Consider the following 19,495-nt stretch of genomic DNA (forward strand, 5'->3'; position numbering starts at 1 on the left):
TCCCACTTCCTAATCACTGTAATTGAACTGGTTCCTCGGCAATAATTGTTGAATCGCGCGTAATCTTATATGCACCGCGCTGCCCTTCTTCTAGTTCAATCTTAATCTGTTTCACCGTATTTTCTGTAATCGTAAATTCCTCGACTGGGTCAGCCATTGTATGTGTTTTATCTTGAACGTAAATTCGTATCTGTTGAGGAACTAACTCTGGTTCTATCCAGTTGCCCTCTTCATCTTCATATGCGTCCATAACTTCTGGTTTGTATTCAATTGTCACTGTTTTAAAAATAGATTTAACGGGTTTTTTCTCTACGCCTTTCGACATGACAACCTCCACTTTTCCGCCTTTTGCAATTTTTGTTCTTGCACTTGGACGCTGTGATAGGACATGTCCCGCTTCGATAGTCGCAGAATGTTTTTCACCTACAACAATAATTTTAAATCCGGACGTTTTTTCATAGTCGTGCAGCCTATCTTTGTCGTAATTTTCTAGGCTCTCAAGCTCTTGTTCGTCCGGCCCTTTACTCACTGTAAATAGTATATCCGTTTCACTAGGGATCAATTCCGATCCCTTCTCATGATTCTGCTTAAGTATTGTCCCAGTTGGTTCATCATTAAACTCTTCTTCTGAGTCAACCTTGAAACCGTAACTAGCCAAAAGTGAATAAATTTGAGTGTAATCACGTCCCGTGTAATCTTCCAGTTCCATTGTTTCTTTTCCAGTACTAACAAATAGTTTGACCGAGGTTCCTTTATCCCGTTTCTTTCCTACTTCAGGCACGGTACTAATAACTATTCCCTTTTCGAATTCATCGGACGGCTGCTCCATCCGCTCGTCGGCTTTAAATCCTTTTTCCTCCAGAAGATTGACCGCCTTTGTCTCCTCCATTCCTTCCACCTTTGGAATTTCCACCTGTTTTGGACCCAATATCCCCGATATAAACAACAGAAGTAGGAGGATAATAATGCCGCCGATTGAGCCGGCAATAATCGGCCATTTTTTTCGCTTCTTTACGGCTACAGGAGGTTGCTCAAGCGTGACTGGTTCGATTTTCTTTGTCGATTCGATGCTCGTAAATTTCGACATTTCATTGACTACTGGTATTGAACGTGTACGGTCATCATCGAATGGAATACTAAGTTTCTCTTCATTCGCTCGTTCTAGTGAAAGGACCGTCAGTAAATCATCAACCATTTCATCAGCCGAACGATATCGATATGTAGCATCTTTCGCAGTCGCTTTTAAAATTACATTTTCTACACTTTGCGGGATTGTTGGAAATAGAGCCCGGACAGAAGGTGTTTCTTCTTGTAAATGCTTCAATGCAATCGCCACAGCAGACTCTGCCGAGAATGGCAATTCACCTGTTAGCAATTCATATAACACGATTCCTAAAGAATAAATATCCGATTTCTTCGTCGCCATTCCACCACGTGCTTGTTCGGGTGATAAGTAATGGACTGTCCCGATGACCGAGTTCGTTTTCGTATGATCTGACGCGCTAAGTGCCATCGCAATGCCGAAATCCGTTATTTTCACATTGCCATCTGGATCCATCAAAATATTCTGCGGTTTTATATCACGGTGCACAATCCCGTTGTGGTGCGCGTTTGAAATCGCCGAAACAAGTTGACGCATAATCGGCAATGCCCGCTCAGGCTTTAACGGGCCATTTGTTTTGATAAATTTCTTTAATGTCTGACCTTCAATGTATTCCATAACAAGATAATGAAGTTTCCCCTCTTCACCTACATCGAAGATATCCACTATATGCGGATGAGTCAGACTGGTCGCAGAAAGCGCTTCTCGTTGAAACCGCCTTTTTAACTCCTCTTCATTTGCAAAATCATAATTGAGCACTTTGATAGCAACGTCCCGATTCAGGATAATGTCGTGTGCAAGATACACTCTCGACATGCCTCCATCACCGATGATTTTAATGATTTCATAACGTCCACCGATTCTACTTCCAATCATAGATTATTCACCTCCGCACCGGTAGAATTGATCAAAATGACGGAAATATTATCTTCTCCGCCCATCTCGTTCGCTAAATCCACAAGTTCTTTCGTCTTTTCACGTAAAGTTGCTTCGGACAGGACAATTTCCTTCATCCGTTGTTGATTGACTTTATTACTGAGACCATCCGTACAAAGTAGCAAATAAGTTCTCTCATTCAATTTCATAGAATAAAAATCAGGATCAACCGTCTTTTCCGAACCTAGCGCTTTCATAATCCAATTCCGTTTCGGATGAATTGCTGCTTCTTCTTCCGTTATTTCACCACTTTCAAGGAGGACGTTGACATAGGAATGGTCCCGTGTCACCTGGTGAACGCCTTCTTCACTTATAGTGTAGACACGGCTATCCCCTATATGAGATACGAGACACGATTGTCCCCATATGATTGCCGCATCTAATGTCGTTCCCATCCCTTTAAGTTCTTCATTTTCTTCGGCTTGATTGTAAAGCAACTTATTTACATGAACAACTGCATTCTGTAGCCATTCTGCCCAGTGTTCTTCCGCCTCGAAAGCGGTACTGTCGAGTTCCATAAATTGTTTTCCAATCACTTTGATAGCTGTTGAACTTGCATGATCTCCGCCACGGTGCCCCCCCATGCCGTCTGCAATAACAGCAAGAAGAATCCCTTCAGTAAGTGTGTAAACGGCCGCACTATCTTCATTGACTGTCCTCTTTCTACCGACATCCGTCAACACTTCGAATTGCAACGTCCATCCCCTCTTTTCCGCTTCTAGTTTTACTGCCTAACTTTCTTTTTTCTTGAAAGCTACTACAAAAAATCCGTCGCTCCCAAAGTGTTGAGGAAGCACTTGAAGCATATCGTCCGAAATTGCCAATTTTTCATGGTTTTTCAATTGATGCAATGGTATCTTCTCCATATCTGGATGCTGTTTCAGGAAGCGTTTGACCACTCCGTAGTTTTCCAAATACTCCATGGTACACGTACTGTAGACAATCACTCCATCGGGTTTGATCAATTCACATGCGGTGTCGAGCAGCTGTGATTGAAGATTGCTTAGACCGATGAAATCCGCTTCCGTTTTGTTGTACTTAATCTCAGGCTTCCTGCGAATGACACCTAGCCCACTACAGGGCGCATCCACAAGAATACGATCAAATGATGAAGGTCCGTAAAGCTCTACTAATTTACGGCTATCTCCGCTTTTTGGTTTAATGGACGATAAACCAAGTCTGTGTGCATTTGCTTCAATAAGCGCAAGTTTATGCTCATGAATATCATGCGCGAACACTTCCCCTTCATTGTTCATTAATTCAGCGATATGAGTCGTTTTCCCCCCAGGTGCTGCACACATATCCAATACTTTCATACCTGGCGAGACATTCAGAGCAAGTACCGGCAACATTGAGCTTTCGTCTTGGATGGTGATATAGCCTTTTTTATAGGCTTCGGTATTTGCGGGATTGCCATTGACAGAAACGATGCACGCAGGTACTACTTCGCCATGTCTCACTTCGATTCCTTCTGATTCGAGTGATGCGATTGCTTCGTCCACCGTTATTTTAGCTGTATTGACACGAACTGACATTGCAGGGGGAGCATTATTTTCATGTGCCATGATTGCCGCTTCTTCTTCACCAAATTGCGCGCTCCATCTCTTGATAAGCCATTCAGGGTGGCTTGTTTCAATGGCCGTTTTTGCAATTCCATCCTCCAATTCATCCAGTGAGCGGACGCCCTGTCGCAACACATTTCGGAGAATTCCATTGACGGTTGGCGCAATTCGTTTATGGCCACGCCTCTTTGCAATTTCAACTGCTTCATGGACAACAGCATGCGGTGGAATTTTCGTTAGATAGACAATTTGATAGACCGATAATCGAAGAAGTTCCCTAACCCAGCCATCCAATTTCCCGCGGACAAATGGTTCAAGATAATAATCCAGTGTCATCCGTTGTTGCAGTGTGCCATACGTCAATTCCGTCAGTAAGCCACGGTCTTTCGTTTCGATTCCATATTTTTCAATCGTTCGATGAAGCAGCAAATTACTGTACGCCTGATTGTCGTTAATTTCCATTAAAATTGAAAGAGCGGCATCTCGGACATTGCCATTCCATATTTTCTTTTTAGGTCTATTCATTCAAATTGGTCCCCTTCGCTCCATTTAGATCCGGTGCCACGAATGAATACTTCGGCCAGCATTCGTTTTTTCCCTGCTGGTTGAAGATCCGTAATTGCAATCGCGATGTCATCACCTGTTTTCACAAGGATCCGGTCTTTTTCTATCCCAATAATTGTACCGGGTTCCCTACTCACATCTGAATGTACTTTTTCTGCCCACCAAATTTTTACGTTTTCATCTTGAATATGCGTATAGGTAGCAGGCCAAGGGTGAAGTCCTCGAATTTTATCGTAAATCGCTTTGCCGCCTTTGAACCAATCTATCCGTTCTTGCTCACGGGAGATGTTGCGGGCGAACGTCACAAGTGATTCGTCCTGAACCTGTCGATTATTTGTTTCTCTCAACAAAGATGGTAGTGTCTCTTTTAGCAATTCGGTACCCGCTTTAGATAGCGCTTTGAATAGGTTTCCTGTATGATCCGTTTCCGCTATCGGAACTACTATTTGCGAAATGATATCGCCTGCATCGAGTTTTTCAACCATATACATGATTGTGACACCCGTTTCCGTTTCCCCGTCCATGATTGCCTGATGGATGGGCGCCCCACCCCGGTATTTGGGCAGTAAGGAAGCATGAACGTTGACGCAGCCAAGTGCTGGGGCGTCTAGTAATTCCTTCGGTAAAATTTGACCGAAGGCCGCGGTAACAATGAGGTCGGGTTGCAGTGCTAGAATTTCTACCAATTCCGCCGATCCTGTTAGTTTTTCAGGCTGGATAACGGGTAATCCAAGACGCAATGCTTCTGCTTTGACTGGAGGGGGAGTCAAGACTCTTTTCCGCCCCACAGGCCTGTCCGGTTGTGTAACGACTGCCAGTATCGTATGCCCTTCGTCATGGAGCATCGTCAAGATTGGCACTGAGAACTCAGGTGTCCCCATAAAAATGATTTTCGTCATCGTTTCTCACCTTCTTTACTCTCTTCTTCAACCATTTCTTCAAATTCAGACGGATCAACAACGCGGATAATCTTCGAATCGAAGAGCACGCCATTTAAATGATCGATTTCATGAAGGATTGCTCGCGCTTCATAGTCTTCTGCTTCAAGTTCAAAGAGTGTCCCGTTTCGTTCCTGTGCTTCGACTCGGACAAAAAATGGCCTTTCTACTTCACCATATAACCCCGGGAAGCTTAGGCATCCTTCTACCTCGACCTCCGAGCCTCCAATAGCCGTTACAACAGGGTTCACTAGTTCAATGACTTCCTGCCCTTCACCCAAATCAACGATTGCGACACGAACTGCTTCTCCAATTTGGGGTGCTGCAAGGCCAACGCCATCCGCCGCTACCATTGTTTCGTGCATATCATCAAGAAGTTTTCCGAGCTTCTTATCGAATTTCACAACCTCCTTACATGATTGTTCAAGAATCTTTGCAGGGTGCTTCACAATTTTAAGTATCACCAAATCAATTCCTCTTTCCTATCTACTCAATAAATGGACGCGGGCTCTATATCAACGGTCATCGTTAGACCTGACTTTATCCAGTCCGTTCGGTAGTACTTAATGAGCTGTTGCAACGTTTCCGTCAACTTCGGCTCTTTTTTGTATTTTATCAAACATTGGTACCGATATCTATTGTTCACTCGGCTGATTGCAGCAGCAGTTGGACCAATGATTACGGTTTCGGGCGACAAGTTCCCTTTCAGAAAACGGGCACCCTTATCCGCAAAGTCGGCAACCTTTAACAGGTCTTCATGCGTAAATTGGATCAGTGTAACAAAATAAAAGGGCGGATAGCCATACTGCCTTCTTGCTGCCATTTCTAAGTTGTAAAACGGTTCATAATGTTGGGCTTTTGCCAAATCGATTGCATAATGCTCCGGAGAATACGTCTGCATAAACACTTCACCAGGCAATTCATGACGTCCAGCACGTCCACTCACTTGCGTCATCAGTTGAAATGTTTTTTCTGCAGCACGGAAATCGGCAAGATGGAGCGTCGTATCTGCGGCAAGAACACCAACGAGCGTGATATTTGGAAAATCAAGGCCTTTCGCAATCATTTGTGTTCCGAGTAGAATATCCGCTTTCCCTTCACTGAACTGACTTAGAATGCGTTCATGAGATCCTTTTTTTCTTGTTGTATCAACGTCCATACGAAGAACGCGTGCTTCTGGGAACAGCTTCGCAATTTCTTCTTCCGCTTTTTGTGTCCCGGTGCCGAAAAAACGGATATGCTCACTCTTACATTCTGGACAGACAAGCGGTACTCGTTCCTCATGCCCACAGTAATGGCATTTCAACTGTTCATGCGAGCGGTGATAAGTAAGTGATATATCGCAGTTCGGACATTCGACGACGGTGCCGCAATCCCTACATAGGACAAACGAAGAGAAACCGCGTTTATTTAGAAATAAAACGGTTTGCTCCCCTTTTTCCAACCGTAAACGCACCGCATCCGCCAGTGCCACCGAAAACATCGAACGATTTCCTGTTTTCAGTTCCTCCCGCATATCTACGACTGTAACGGCAGGCAATTCCTGGTTTTTCGCACGTTTTGTCAGTGTAAGTAAGCTATACACCCCTTTTGAAGCCCGGGCATACGATTCCAGTGAAGGAGTTGCACTACCAAGAATGACAGGACAATTATAATACTCCGCGCGTCTGATGGCCACATCTCTGGCATGATAGCGCGGTGTATCTTCCTGTTTATATGTCGATTCATGCTCTTCATCAAGAATGATAATGCCGATATTTTCAAACGGGGCGAATATCGCTGACCTTGCACCGACAACAACTTTCACTTCACCCCGACGGATTTTTCGCCATTCATCGTATTTCTCCCCAGCGGAAAGACCACTGTGCATGACAGCAACTAAGACTCCGAAACGTTCTTTAAATCTCGCCGTCATTTGAGGTGTCAAAGCTATTTCCGGTACGAGGACAATTGCTTCCCGACCTTCCTGCAAAACATGTTTGATGGCACGGAGATAGACTTCCGTTTTCCCACTGCCCGTAACACCATGAAGCAGAAATGTCTCCGCTTTCCGATTATCTGCGGAAATCGTTAGCTGTTGGAGCGCCGTTTGTTGTTCATTGGTTAATTGTTGCGGGATTTTACCGTCTTTAAGGGTAGAGCCCTCGGGTTCACGGTACACCTCAGACAACTCTTCGAATGCAGCACCTTTCTCGATAACTATTTTCAGCACTGACGATTGGATACCGGAAAGCTCCACTACTTTTTTTGCGCTAATCGTTTGTCCAGCTCGTCCCAACATCCATTGAATCAACTCAACTTGTTTTCTAGCATTGGGTTGAATAGATTCAAGTACTTTAATTAGTGAAGATTCGTCTACTACCCGAATCATACGCACTTTTTTTACGGCGGTCTTCTGATTGATAGCCGTATCGACTGTGATGACTTCCTGTTCTACATATCTTTTCACTGCTTTCAATACTCCTGATGCAGTCGCTTCTTTTAGTGGGATACGTTTCCTACCTGCTAGAAATCGAAGAAACTCCAAATCTTCAATGCGTTCCGAGTCGTTAACGATGATGAACTTTTCATATTTGGCACGCATTGCCGCGGGTAACATGACTTGAAGTGCATCGATTTCATAGGAAAGCGTCTGTGTGGCAAGCCATTTTGACAAATCCAGCAGTTCTTCCGAAATAGCTGGCTCAAGGTCAATTAGCTCAACAATTGGTTTTAATTTACCGAACTCAAGGTCACTTTCCTCTTTCAGCGCCGTTACATAACCAAGTACTTTTCTCGGTCCAAACGGTACTTTTACACGTGACCCGGATTCTATTACCATCGCCATTGATGCAGGAACAAGGTAGTCAAACGGTCGATCTATCGGATAGGCAGCCACATCTACAATGACTTCAGCGATCATTTAGTTGTTCACTTTCCTCTTTTATAATCGTTTTCAGTAGCAAAGTAGCGAGCTTCTTTTTCGACATCGCTGGAAATGGTCGATGAGTCCCATTCTTTGACAGAAGTGTAACAACATTTGTATCTTTCCCAAAACCCGCATCGGGATCTGTGACGTCGTTGACGATAATATAGTCCAGGTTTTTACTTTCCAATTTCCCCGACCCGTAATCGACCGCATTTTGCGTTTCCGCCGCAAAGCCGACAAGAATCTGATGGGTTTTCATTGTACCAAGCGTTTTTAATATATCGGTTGTCCGCTCAAGCTCGATAGTAGAGTCTCCAGGTTGCTTTTTCATCTTCTGTGGATAGACTTCCTTCGGTCGATAATCAGCGACGGCAGCAGCTTTGATAACAATTGCCGCGTCGTCGAATTGTGAACGAACCGCTTCCAGCATTTCCGCGGCACTTTCGACATCAATGACAGTCACCCCTATGGGTTTGTCCAATCCAACTGGTCCGGAAATAAGGACTGCATCAGCACCCAGCGCGGCGGCAGCCTCCGCCATGGCATATCCCATCTTGCCGCTCGAGAAATTCGAGACGTATCGAACAGGATCGATTCGTTCACGTGTTGGACCCGCGGTAATGACGACTTTTTTCCCCCTTAGTGGGAGTTGCTTCGACATATTGAATCGTTCCGCTAGAAGTTCTACAATCTTTTCAGGCTCTTCAAGTCGCCCCTTCCCTACATAACCGCATGCAAGAAAACCTTCGGATGGCTCGATGAATTGATAGCCATCATCATTCAATGTTGTAATGTTGCGGATAACGGATTTATTGTCATACATGTGAACGTTCATTGCAGGCGCAATCCACACTTCAGCTGTCGTAGCAAGGAGTGTCGTCGTCACCATATCGTCTGCAATTCCGTTTGCAAGTTTACCGATAACGTTCGCGGTAGCAGGTGCGATGACAACAAGGTCAGCCCAATCTGCAAGGTCAATATGGGCAATGACACCAGATTCTTTTTCATCGAACGTATCATAATAGACATCATTACGTGACATCGCCTGAAATGAAAGCGGTGTAACAAACTCCATCGCTGATTTTGTCATAATGACTTTCACTTCTGCACCTGCTTGCACTAACTTACTAACAAGCACAACCGCTTTATAGACTGCAATTCCACCCGTTACACAAAGAAGGATTTTTTTATTCACTAACACAGTCCTCTTCCTTTCTAAAATGACAAACTCCCAAAGAAAAACTCGTTTCTAAGGGAGTATCGTATTGAACTATTTTAATGGCATAACTGAAATGAATTAAACTTCGTCTTCATAGACGATTGAATCGTCCTGCTTACGTTTCTTAAGTGCTCCTGCAGCAACTTCTTCAAGCGCTTTCCCAACGTTTTTTTTCGATTTGTAAGAAGAAAGAAGATAGTTTCCTCCTTCTTGCATTTCACGTGCACGTTTCGAAGCGATTGTTACAAGTGTGTATTTGGAATCAATTTTATCTTTCAATGAATCGATTGATGGCTTCAACATAATATCATTCCCCTTTCAGCATAGTTAAATAGCGTTTTTCCACACGTTCCCGACGACAATGTTCTGCAGTGACAATTGCATTGATGCGATCGCATGCATTTGTTACTTCATCATTTTCGACGACATAATCGTATAAATTCATCATTTCAAGTTCCTCACGTGCTTTGGAAATCCGTGATGCAATAACATCTGCTTTTTCCGTTCCTCTACCAACAAGACGACTTTCAAGTTCAGAAAGGCTTGGCGGCGCAAGGAAGATGAATAGCCCGTCAGGAACTTTAGCACGTACTTGTGCCGCTCCAACAACTTCTATTTCAAGGAACACATCTCTCCCAGCATCAAGTGTCGCATTCACATAATCAAGCGGTGTACCATAATAATTGCCGACGTACTCGGCGTATTCTAGCAGTTTTCCTTCTTCGATAAGTCGCTCGAATCCATCTCTCGATTTAAAAAAATAATCGGAGCCATCCACTTCGCCTTCACGCGGACTTCTCGTCGTCATCGATATGGAATATTCGTAGTTGGTGTCCGGCTGTGTAAAAAGCTCTTTTCTAACCGTCCCTTTTCCTACACCGGAAGGACCGGATAGGACAATCAAAAGCCCACGTTGTTTGTACATACAATCCCTCTTCTTATTCTAATCTGATTGGCAATAGAGCGTAGGTACAATTCGACCGGCTCAATTAATTTCATCCTAACAATCTGTTCTTATTGTATCATATCGAGTGCGCGTAGTGCTAAAATGGGACAAAACGAATTGAAAGAGGAATCCAAATGGCATTTGACGGTTTATTCACAACGGCGATGGTACAGGAATTGCAAGTTTTAAAGAATGGACGCATTTCCAAAATCCATCAGCCTAACGCACAGGAAGTTGTGTTTCTTATTCGAGCAGACGGTAAAAATCAAAAGCTGCTCATTTCAATCCACCCATCCTATTCACGGATCCAGCTGACGGAGGAAGCGATTACGAATCCTTCCGAACCACCGATGTTTTGTATGGTTTTGCGCAAACATCTCGAAGGCGGCAAAATTACTTCCATCAATCAATATGGCATGGACCGAATCATCACGATGGACATCCGCGCGAAAAATGAAATTGGTGACGACATCAATCGAAAAATTTACGTGGAAATCATGGGAAGGCATAGTAACCTGCTGCTCGTTGACCCCGATCGTGATTTAATCATCGACAGCATGAAGCATTTGCCTCCATCCGTTAACAGTTATCGCACAGTCATGCCAGGGCAGCCATTCATATCTGCACCACCGCAAGACAAAACTGATCCATTTTCCTTGTCAGAGGATGCATTCGCTACACTTCTCCCGCAATTTGAAAGTTCCCGCGATATCGTCGATACGTTGACAGGATTTTCACCGATCAATGCGGACGAACTTCTTTACCGATTACGCGGAAGTTCCGCGGATGAAGCATTTACAGTGTTTACATTATTCCTTTATTCATTCAAAGGAATCGATTCTGCACCAAACATTTCGGCGAACGGCACGAAAACAGTGTTCTCCGCAACGGCGCTTACCTATGTTGACAAGACGGTTGCCGAATTTAATTTACTCGGAAACCTGCTGGATAAAGTGTATTTTGCACGTGCGGAGCGGGAACGAGTGAAATCACAGGCGGCGGATCTCGAACGCTGGCTTGACAATGAAATTGCAAAGCTCAATCTAAAAATGAAAAAACTTGTGAAAGAACGGGAAACTGCTGGGAAATTGGATACACTTCGATTATATGGCGAATTACTTACCGCTAATATCCATGCCGTGCAAAAAGGCGCGAAAGAAGCGGTCGTTGACAATTATTATGAGGAAGGAACGACGATGACCATTCCACTCGATCCACGCAAATCGCCGAATGACAATGCGCAGCGTTATTATTCCAGGTATTCGAAGGCGAAAACCGCGTTGATCATGCTTGCGGAACAGCTTGAAAAAACAGTGGATGATATCGCTTATTTCGAAATGGTTAAACAGCAGGTTATGCAAGCTTCCCCTGAAGATATCGAGGAAATACGTGAAGAGCTCGCGGAATTAGGCTTCTTGAAAGCGCGGAAGTTAAAAAAGAAAAGCAAACCGAAGAAACCAGCTCCCGAATCCTATATCTCTTCTGCTGGTGTGAAGATTTCTGTCGGCAAGAACAATAAACAGAACGATTATTTAACATTTAAGATTGCATCACGTGATCAAACATGGCTTCATACAAAAGACATTCCTGGCTCACATGTCGTCATCCACGATGCGAATCCGGACGAAGAAACAATTCGGGAAGCAGCGGTCCTGTCCGCCTATTTCAGCAAGGCGCGCGGATCTTCCTCCGTACCAGTCGACTACACTGAAGTTCGGCATGTGAAAAAACCCAATGGTTCAAAACCCGGTTTTGTTATTTATTTTGAGCAGAAGACGATGTTCGTCACACCGGATGAGGATATTGTTAGGACAATGAAGAAATGACAAAAAGCTATTCCACATGTGATTTGTGGGATAGCTTTTTTCTTTATTAGAGGTTCAAATCAATCGATTGCATACTTACAATGAACTACCTTTAATTTGAGGGGACTTCTTATTCTCTCGCCATTCATTCCAAGTCACATAATTGTCGTAAAATTGAGCCCCTAGTACAATTCGTCAATGCTATACTGGTTTCAATTGGTTTTCAAGGGAGAATTATATAATTAGGTTTTTCATTTATATGAAGGCTATTATTCGCTATTAAAACCGAATCTGTCCATGTATGGATAAAAATACGTAAATAGGAGTGTACTTATGTCTTCAAGTTCATTAATCGGTCTAAGCAGTACCGCACTATATATTTCTTTCTTCATCTACCTAATCGCAATGATTCCCTTAGGTCTATCCGTGAATTCGAAAAAGAAAATGTTCTCAATCTTAGGAATATCATTAACTTGGATAGGTTTTATTTTACAACTTGTTTATTTTATAACAAGATGGGTTGCAGCCGGACATGCACCGGTCAGTAATCTGTACGAATTCATGACGTTCTTTGGTATTATGCTCGTCGGTAGTTTCCTAATTATGTATTATCTATATCACCAAACGGTCATTGGACTTTTCGCTCTTCCAATCGCATTGCTGATTCTAGGTTACGCAAACGCTTTTTCGAAGGATGTTACTCCACTGATTCCGGCGTTACAAAGTAATTGGCTAACGATACATGTCCTAACAGTTGCTTTTTCTAGTGCGATTTTATCCATATCCTTTGTTACAGCCATCATCTACCTTTTGAAAACAGTCAATCCCGTTCAAAAAAGCATGAAAACATTCTTTTTGGAGCTGGTCATGTATTTCATGGTCATCGTAGTGGGCTTCATCACAGTGACAAGTACTTTTAGCGCAACAGGTTATAGTAAAGACCTTCAATTTGAAAATCGCGAATCAAAGATGGAGATTTATAAATATAAACTACCGGCTATTACCGTTCCTAAAGACTCCATCGTTGTTTTAGTAGAGGATAACAATGTTCAAGAGATGGTCGATAAACAAAATGGCCTTATTGAAATCCCTAACGCAATTGATTCACTGAAATTGAATACAATCCTGTGGTCATTTTTCGTGGGGACTGTGCTCTATATTCTGATTCGTCTGCTGACAAGGCGGACAATCATCTCGCTGCTAAAACCACTTACTCATAAAGTAAATGCGAACTCGATGGACGAAATAACCTATCGTGCAGTCGTCATCGGGTTTCCTTTGTTCGCACTCGGCGGACTGATATTCGCTATGATTTGGGCACAATTTGCCTGGAGTCGCTTCTGGGGCTGGGATCCGAAAGAAATTTGGGCTCTTATCACCTTCTTGTTCTATGCCGCAATGCTACATCTGAGGTTCGGCAAAGGATGGGAAGGAGAACGTACGGCTTGGATGGCAATTATAGGTTTCGGAATTATTATTTTCAACCAAGTCTTCGTAAACCTAATCATTTCCGGATTACATTCATATGCATGATGGTGAGCAGCTCCTGTGAGTGGACCTAGCTGTTAAAAATATCGAACATGAAAGTAAGAATATCAAAAATGCTATTCCAATTTCAACAGGGGATAGCATTTTTGATTTCACTTTAATATTAAGTACATTCATTTCTTTTTAAATGCCCAAATAGCATAAATTAACGATATAAGGGACATTGCGATGGAGCCAAATATGATACTCCAAGTAGCCCATACAGTGGATGAACTTTTATCAGTGTTCACAACGGTAGAAATACCCCAAATTGCCATCCCCATCATGAACACTGATATAGAAAGTAGGATATACTTTCTCATAAAAAATCCTCCTTAACTATTAATATCCTAATACAGAACCAAAAATTCCTCCGCTCCAGTTCCCGTAAACAATAACACTTTGAGCGTTTCTCAAATACTCTTGAGCAGCTTTACTTAAGTTTGCTCTATAAGCAGTTGCATAAAAATTAGCAGTGTAATAACACTCACAGACTTTTTAACCTCATCATAAGCATATCCTACCTCACATGCTTTGTCGCTTTTAGTTATGCAAAATTTCATCCAATAAAGTTCTCCTTATTCTCCTCTACGAAATAAAAAATAGGGCTGCCTGCAAGTCGATTATTCGACAAAGCGGCAGCCCCTATTTGTTATAATGCATCCGTTTGTTCTTTCCCTTTCGGAAGATACTGCGATAAGCCAATATCTTGCAAACCATTTTTTATTTTCGTTGTATAGCCAAGGTTTTCATTGGATAGATATGATGCTTTTGAAGCAATCATTTCTTCAAGTAACGGCAAATACGTTGGGTCGATATCTTGCCATAGCTTATAGGAATTGATTAAATCTTCTAAAGTTAGATGTTTATAATCATCACCTTTGTAATCATGCAATGGGGAAATACGATACCAGATATCGCCGTTATCACGAATCCAATCCTGTTTCTCCGTTGCGATTGCAGTTTGGATAGCGCGCGCTGCATCTAAATATTTCTCGTCCTGAAACTCATTGTAAGCAATCAGTAAAATATTCATACCACCTAACACGTGATTCATCGAGGCATGTGTCTTTACATCCTGCACAATCGGAAAGTAGTCCGAGATGTAGTAGGAACCGCCATTCACGGGAATAAAATTGCCTTTTTCTTTTTGTGACACAAGTAGATCCGCATAATTACGTAACGGCTCCTTTGCATTTTCAATTCCGAAATCAGCTCCACTATTATAATAAAATAGTGCGATTTGTTCATTAAATCGTGTATCAATGAATGGTGCTGTAATTTCATATAAATCTTTCAAATATGTGCTGGTTACCTCTGTTTCCCAATATGTTTTATCCTCTTTGAAATTTTTCAAGTTAACAAAAGAGTTATAAATTAAGTTTTCAAAATAGCGATCCTTTTGCTGATTATATAAAACTAATGCACGATCCTCTTTTACTAGGAGTAGATTTCGTCCATACCCTTGTCCTGTTTCTGGCATAGGTTCTGTCGTTGTCGCCATTTTATTGAATGGACCACTCGCTGTATACCATTTATTACGTTTTTTATAGTTTTGAGCAGATTCAAGTAACCAGTTTTCCATATGCACGTCATTCTCAAATAACTGATCTTCAGCATTCAAATACCATTGATCTACAATGTCGGTCCCCTTTGACTTCAACGTATGCTAGGAAAGTAAAGTAGGTCCAATTTGAGCATATGAAAGCGCCACTTTTTCATCAAGTAATTGACGCATATAGCTATATCCATCATTCGGATATTCTAATGATAACTGTTTCGATAGGTACGACTGCCCAACCATACGATCCTTAACCATTCCGTCCTGCTTTACAAAACGTAACAAGCCAGTCGGATAGGACGTTGTGTCACTACCGAAAACATCTTGGGAACTGCGCTTAATAGTATAGCGGTCATAACGGTATAGGTTAAATGAATCGACTTCGTCTTCCTTTTGAATCACATCCACTGTTATTGCTGATCTAGAAGGATTATCGATTTTTGAAAATAAGAAGTAATCCCCATTATCAAATGAGCGGACCGTTAACTCAATTGTTGCACCTTTTTCGCCGACCTTATATATGTAAATATTATCTCTTGAAAATGAATTATCGATTCTCGTATGATTCGTAAATAATATCGTTTCTGCCGATCTTAAATAAATAGGATGCTCATCAAATGACACTTTAACTAAGTTCACATCCGATTGAAGCGAAATAAAGTTAGTTGACAGCTCGAAATTAGTCAACTCATAATTTTTCGTTGTTTCAATTGTTCCAGCCTCTGCAAGCATTCGATGCAAAATAACTGCAAAAGTAGCGCGGTCAACCGTTGTTTCCGATTTGAATAAGCTATTTTGTACAATTGTTCTAATTCCGAGCTGCGGAACAGTTCCAGCTGTTTCTTTGGCTATTGGACTGATATTTGACCAATCTATCATTTCATTGTTTTTCAGATTAAATGCATGCACGAGTGCAGACGTCAGTTGTTCACGCGTTAAAGGATTGTCTACACCAAAAACACCATTCTTATCACCAGTGAAAATAGCCGCTTTATAGGTTGCCATAACAGCAGCCTGGTAGTTTGAATCACTTTTCACATCTTTGAAAACCGGCTCATATGCCACTTCTTGTAACTTTAACGCATCGGTAAAAATTTGTGCCGCCTCTCCGACTGTCATTGACAAATCCGGACGGAACTGCATATCGCGATAACCCGTCATAATCCCCATGTCCACAAGCTGCATAATTTCATTTTTCGCCCAATAGTCATTTGAAATATCCGTAAACTTCGCATCAGTCGTGATATCTACTGACTTAACATGCTGAAGCTGAGTTCCCTCCTTAGCTGCTGAATCAGTAGTTGCTAATACGATTGAATAAGAGTCCGGAAAAGCTACCATTACTAATAGAACGAATAACAGTGTTTGTATTTTTTTCATACATATAACAATCCTCTCAACTTATGCGAAATGAATAAAAACCACTCAAATCATTATTCATATCCAATTAAATGTAAATTAAAGCATACCATTTGTAATGGATCTTTGTCCATTCAACTATGAAAATCTTAGTACTTTAATGAATGAAACTTCATAATTTAATAAACAAAATGAGCTGCCAGAGCAATTCATTTCAAGAAACTCCTTATTCATAAAACTATTTCAACAAAATTCCTACTTATTCTTTTAGTTCTGCTACTCAAAACAATCCACCTTGAATAAAGTAAAATTTCAATTATATCAGAAACAATGTACGCGACGTCACGTATTTGCGTCCAGATTTTAGGTCAATAAGATATTAATCACTTAGGAAAGTGGGATTGAACTTCATTCCTTCTTGTTGCCGCTCGCTCGATGCAGCGAATTTAATATGCCTTCCTACTTTGGCGATCTTAGCGGGATCCAGCAGGTGTTTAACACCCATTGAATAGAATGCCTATTTTGCATTTATCCCGCTACTGATTGAAGTAGGAGAACTCTGTTGAATGAAGTTAAATTTTCTTTATAAAAGAAGTCAACGATAGATGCTCTGCCACTCTTGTCTCTCCTGTGCTCGAAAAACCATTTCTTTTGTATAAATTTATTGCCGGTTCATTTTTGGAACCAGTGGATACTACAATCGTTTCACTATCTTCGTTGATACCTTCAATATATTCCAATAACATACCGGCAATTCCTTTCCTGAAATGTTTTGGATGTACCATTAACCTGTGGATATCAATGATACCATTTTCAACTTTTAAGGAAATCGCCCCGCATAACTCATCATTCAGATAATAACCGTAGAACGTTTCACCACATTGTTGCAATGTTTCAATCGTATCTTTTAGTGGCGGTATATCTTGAAAGTCAATCAACTCCGCCTCCACATTATACGAAGGTATTTGAATGCTTATTATTTCCCTAGCCGAATTAAAATTAGTAATATCCACTTTTTTTATCAACGCTATTCTCCTTCTAATTTAATCGATTTAACTGCTCGATAAGGGCTGTTCTGATTTGTAAAAAAAATGCTCCCTTTATTCGATTATTGCTCCAGTTAGTGAAATAAACGAATTGAAAACGATACATTTAGGTTCATTGTCAACTGCCTTAGTGGTTAAATAATCATCGTTTTGTTCAACCTTTTATTCCCTCTATCAAGTATAATAAAACTAACTGGAAATTTGAAGGGACTGAACTATGCGCAGATATCAATATCTTTAATCCGACTATATAAATATAATGGAGGTAAGAGTATTGATTACAGAACTACACACTGAGCGATTATATTTAAGGAAGATGAAGGAGTCGGATTCGTCTAGCTTGTTTACTATTTGGTCTGACCCAGATGTTACTAAATTTATGAATATCAGTAGTTTCACTGATGAAAACCAAGCAAAAGATATGATTAATCTCCTTAATGAATTGTCTCAGGATAACAAAGCAGCTCGGTTCACCATAATTGAATTAGAATCTAATGAAATTATCGGTTCTTGTGGTTATAATTCCTTAGACTTTGAAAATGCTAAAGCAGAAATTGGATATGATATTGCCAGAGCATTTTGGGGTAGAGGATATGCTACAGAAGCCATCTATTCTTTGTTAGACTATGCATTCACATCCCTAGAACTAAATAGAATCGAAGCAAAAGTAGAACCCGAAAACGTAAATTCTATAAAACTTTTACGAAAGTTGAACTTTATATTCGAGGGGACACTGAGACAATCTGAAAGATCGAAAGGAAAGTTTATTGATCTTACTATTTATTCTAAATTAAGAACAGATTGACTTGATTCTTCCTGCCTATACTTCAATGAAGTATAGGCTGCTTTCTATTTTATCGATTTCGCGCTGAATGGCCCGATTACCTACACCTCTCGATAATTTAGCGAAGATATGCGTTGCATTGAATTGTGAAATCAGTGATATTTTGATATTAGAAAAAGAGCAAACGGAGTGATCCGCAAGTTCTTTTTATATACCCATTTGTACCTTTCATATGCGACACATAATGCTCCCAATGTGCAACAAGGTATTTTAAAAATCTATATTTTAATCAATTTTCCATTTCCAACAAACTGAGTAAAACGCACCACCCGAAGGCAGTACAAAATTTTAATATTTTGTTGTTATTATCGGTCTGACTGAACTTGTTCTCTTAAACCACCATCATCCCGTATTTCAAATTTCCCAATTTTTCCTGGTTCTGAAAGAATTGCCGTACCTTTTACTTCGTGTTGTGAAACTTCACCTGCATTATTCGTATATTCTACCTGAGCGGTAAAGTCATAAAACTTGGGAGTGTTAATATTCTCACTTTTAGTTACTTGTATATCACTAACTTTCATTTCGTATCTAACATTTTCGTAAAAGCCTAAATATCCATAATGATATTTAAAAGCAATAACAGTAGAAATAAGGGTATCAAAAGCATTATCCGTAAAGTAAGGTCCATACGTTTTTTTCACTAAGTCCACGTAGGCACGCCATTCGTCTGAGACCCCCGACTCTTCGCCTCCATTTACTTCATTTGCTTCAGGTGTGTGGCTGCCTATTTCGGTCATTTTTTTATCGATATTTTTGACAATAACCAAATATTCTTCGTTCGGAACTGTAAACTCCGATTCAAGAACAGCTTGGACTGCTTCTATATTTTTATCTTCTGATGAAACAATCACTTCTTCTTGGTGTTCAGGATTTTCCTCCGAACAGCCCGCAAACAGAAAACACGAGCTAATCAAGAATAAGATGCCTCCTTTTTTTTTGATTTGTTTATTATACATGCTAATCCCCCCCTGATAATTTGTCTAATGTTAAAGTTATTATCTTATGTAAATTATAATACGTTATAAAAACTAAAAGGTTTCATTTTTCTATCTTTTACTCATTTACGCGAAACCCACAAGTTCCCTTTTTATAAAATTTGTATTGTTATCTCAACTAAACGCCGATTGTATAAACAAAATGAGCTGCCGAAGCAACTCATTCTAATAATTTTCTTATTC

General features: G+C 41.0%; 18 protein-coding genes. 4 read left to right on the forward strand and 14 right to left on the reverse strand.

Annotated features, from left to right (window positions below):
- Window positions 1-13: 13 nt before the first annotated feature.
- The 9 genes from pknB to gmk all read right to left on the reverse strand — a co-directional run bounded on the left by pknB (window position 14) and on the right by gmk (window position 10,154).
- Window positions 14-1,978, reverse strand: a complete 1,965-nt coding sequence (gene pknB, locus H4683_RS02895) for a Stk1 family PASTA domain-containing Ser/Thr kinase (RefSeq protein ID WP_192597326.1) — start codon at window positions 1,976-1,978, stop codon at window positions 14-16.
- Window positions 1,975-2,733 (reverse strand): Stp1/IreP family PP2C-type Ser/Thr phosphatase, encoded by a 759-nt coding sequence (locus H4683_RS02900; protein ID WP_192597327.1) that lies wholly within the window; start codon window positions 2,731-2,733, stop codon window positions 1,975-1,977. Before H4683_RS02900 ends, pknB begins: the two co-directional genes overlap by 4 nt.
- A 36-nt stretch (window positions 2,734-2,769) precedes the next feature.
- Window positions 2,770-4,125 (reverse strand): 16S rRNA (cytosine(967)-C(5))-methyltransferase RsmB, encoded by a 1,356-nt coding sequence (gene rsmB, locus H4683_RS02905; RefSeq protein ID WP_192597328.1) that lies wholly within the window; start codon window positions 4,123-4,125, stop codon window positions 2,770-2,772.
- Entirely contained in the window at window positions 4,122-5,063 is a 942-nt protein-coding gene (gene fmt / locus H4683_RS02910; protein ID WP_192597329.1) for a methionyl-tRNA formyltransferase, read from the reverse strand. Before fmt ends, rsmB begins: the two co-directional genes overlap by 4 nt.
- Entirely contained in the window at window positions 5,060-5,569 is a 510-nt protein-coding gene (gene def, locus H4683_RS02915; protein ID WP_192597330.1) for a peptide deformylase, read from the reverse strand. Before def ends, fmt begins: the two co-directional genes overlap by 4 nt.
- A gap of 23 nt (window positions 5,570-5,592) precedes the next feature.
- The gene (gene priA, locus H4683_RS02920) at window positions 5,593-8,004 is read right to left on the reverse strand and encodes a primosomal protein N' (protein ID WP_192597331.1); all 2,412 of its coding nucleotides are present in this window, start codon (window positions 8,002-8,004) and stop codon (window positions 5,593-5,595) included.
- Window positions 7,994-9,211, reverse strand: a complete 1,218-nt coding sequence (gene coaBC, locus H4683_RS02925) for a bifunctional phosphopantothenoylcysteine decarboxylase/phosphopantothenate--cysteine ligase CoaBC (protein ID WP_192597332.1) — start codon at window positions 9,209-9,211, stop codon at window positions 7,994-7,996. Before coaBC ends, priA begins: the two co-directional genes overlap by 11 nt.
- Window positions 9,212-9,307: 96 nt before the next feature.
- Window positions 9,308-9,532 (reverse strand): DNA-directed RNA polymerase subunit omega, encoded by a 225-nt coding sequence (gene rpoZ / locus H4683_RS02930; protein WP_192597333.1) that lies wholly within the window; start codon window positions 9,530-9,532, stop codon window positions 9,308-9,310.
- Window positions 9,533-9,536: 4 nt separating this feature from the next.
- A complete protein-coding gene (gene gmk / locus H4683_RS02935) occupies window positions 9,537-10,154 on the reverse strand; it encodes a guanylate kinase (RefSeq protein WP_192597334.1) in 618 nt (205 codons plus the stop codon).
- Window positions 10,155-10,309: 155 nt separating this feature from the next.
- Between gmk and H4683_RS02940 the strand changes: the two genes are divergently transcribed.
- Both H4683_RS02940 and ccsA read left to right on the forward strand, forming a co-directional pair.
- Window positions 10,310-12,001 carry an Rqc2 family fibronectin-binding protein gene (locus tag H4683_RS02940; RefSeq protein WP_192597335.1) on the forward strand — a complete coding sequence of 564 codons (1,692 nt, stop codon included), beginning with the start codon at window positions 10,310-10,312 and terminating at the stop codon, window positions 11,999-12,001.
- A 312-nt stretch (window positions 12,002-12,313) separates the two neighbouring features.
- Window positions 12,314-13,513: a cytochrome c biogenesis protein CcsA gene (gene ccsA / locus H4683_RS02945; RefSeq protein WP_192597336.1), complete on the forward strand. Its 1,200-nt coding sequence runs from the start codon at window positions 12,314-12,316 to the stop codon at window positions 13,511-13,513.
- Between the two features lie 128 nt (window positions 13,514-13,641).
- Here ccsA and H4683_RS02950 read toward each other — a convergent pair whose 3' ends face one another.
- The 4 genes from H4683_RS02950 to H4683_RS02965 all read right to left on the reverse strand — a co-directional run bounded on the left by H4683_RS02950 (window position 13,642) and on the right by H4683_RS02965 (window position 17,452).
- Window positions 13,642-13,830 (reverse strand): hypothetical protein, encoded by a 189-nt coding sequence (locus tag H4683_RS02950; RefSeq protein WP_192597337.1) that lies wholly within the window; start codon window positions 13,828-13,830, stop codon window positions 13,642-13,644.
- A gap of 329 nt (window positions 13,831-14,159) precedes the next feature.
- The gene (locus tag H4683_RS02955; RefSeq protein ID WP_192597338.1) at window positions 14,160-15,092 is read right to left on the reverse strand and encodes a hypothetical protein; all 933 of its coding nucleotides are present in this window, start codon (window positions 15,090-15,092) and stop codon (window positions 14,160-14,162) included.
- An 84-nt stretch (window positions 15,093-15,176) separates the two neighbouring features.
- On the reverse strand, window positions 15,177-16,448 hold the full coding sequence (locus H4683_RS02960; RefSeq protein ID WP_192597339.1) for an S-layer homology domain-containing protein: 1,272 nt from the start codon (window positions 16,446-16,448) through the stop codon (window positions 15,177-15,179).
- A gap of 551 nt (window positions 16,449-16,999) precedes the next feature.
- The gene (locus H4683_RS02965) at window positions 17,000-17,452 is read right to left on the reverse strand and encodes a GNAT family N-acetyltransferase (protein ID WP_192597340.1); all 453 of its coding nucleotides are present in this window, start codon (window positions 17,450-17,452) and stop codon (window positions 17,000-17,002) included.
- Window positions 17,453-17,747: 295 nt separating this feature from the next.
- On the opposite strand from H4683_RS02965, the gene H4683_RS02970 reads away from it, so the two are divergent.
- The gene (locus tag H4683_RS02970) at window positions 17,748-18,278 is read left to right on the forward strand and encodes a GNAT family N-acetyltransferase (RefSeq protein WP_192597341.1); all 531 of its coding nucleotides are present in this window, start codon (window positions 17,748-17,750) and stop codon (window positions 18,276-18,278) included.
- 67 nt (window positions 18,279-18,345) lie between these two features.
- Window positions 18,346-18,450 (forward strand): helix-turn-helix domain-containing protein, encoded by a 105-nt coding sequence (locus tag H4683_RS22290; RefSeq protein ID WP_192597342.1) that lies wholly within the window; start codon window positions 18,346-18,348, stop codon window positions 18,448-18,450.
- A 172-nt stretch (window positions 18,451-18,622) separates the two neighbouring features.
- Here H4683_RS22290 and H4683_RS02980 read toward each other — a convergent pair whose 3' ends face one another.
- On the reverse strand, window positions 18,623-19,273 hold the full coding sequence (locus tag H4683_RS02980) for a hypothetical protein (RefSeq protein WP_192597343.1): 651 nt from the start codon (window positions 19,271-19,273) through the stop codon (window positions 18,623-18,625).
- Between the last annotated feature and the right edge of the window lie 222 nt (window positions 19,274-19,495).

Origin of the sequence: Sporosarcina limicola, assembly GCF_014873855.1 — a bacterium.
In the GTDB taxonomy this organism is placed as follows: domain Bacteria; phylum Bacillota; class Bacilli; order Bacillales_A; family Planococcaceae; genus Sporosarcina; species Sporosarcina limicola.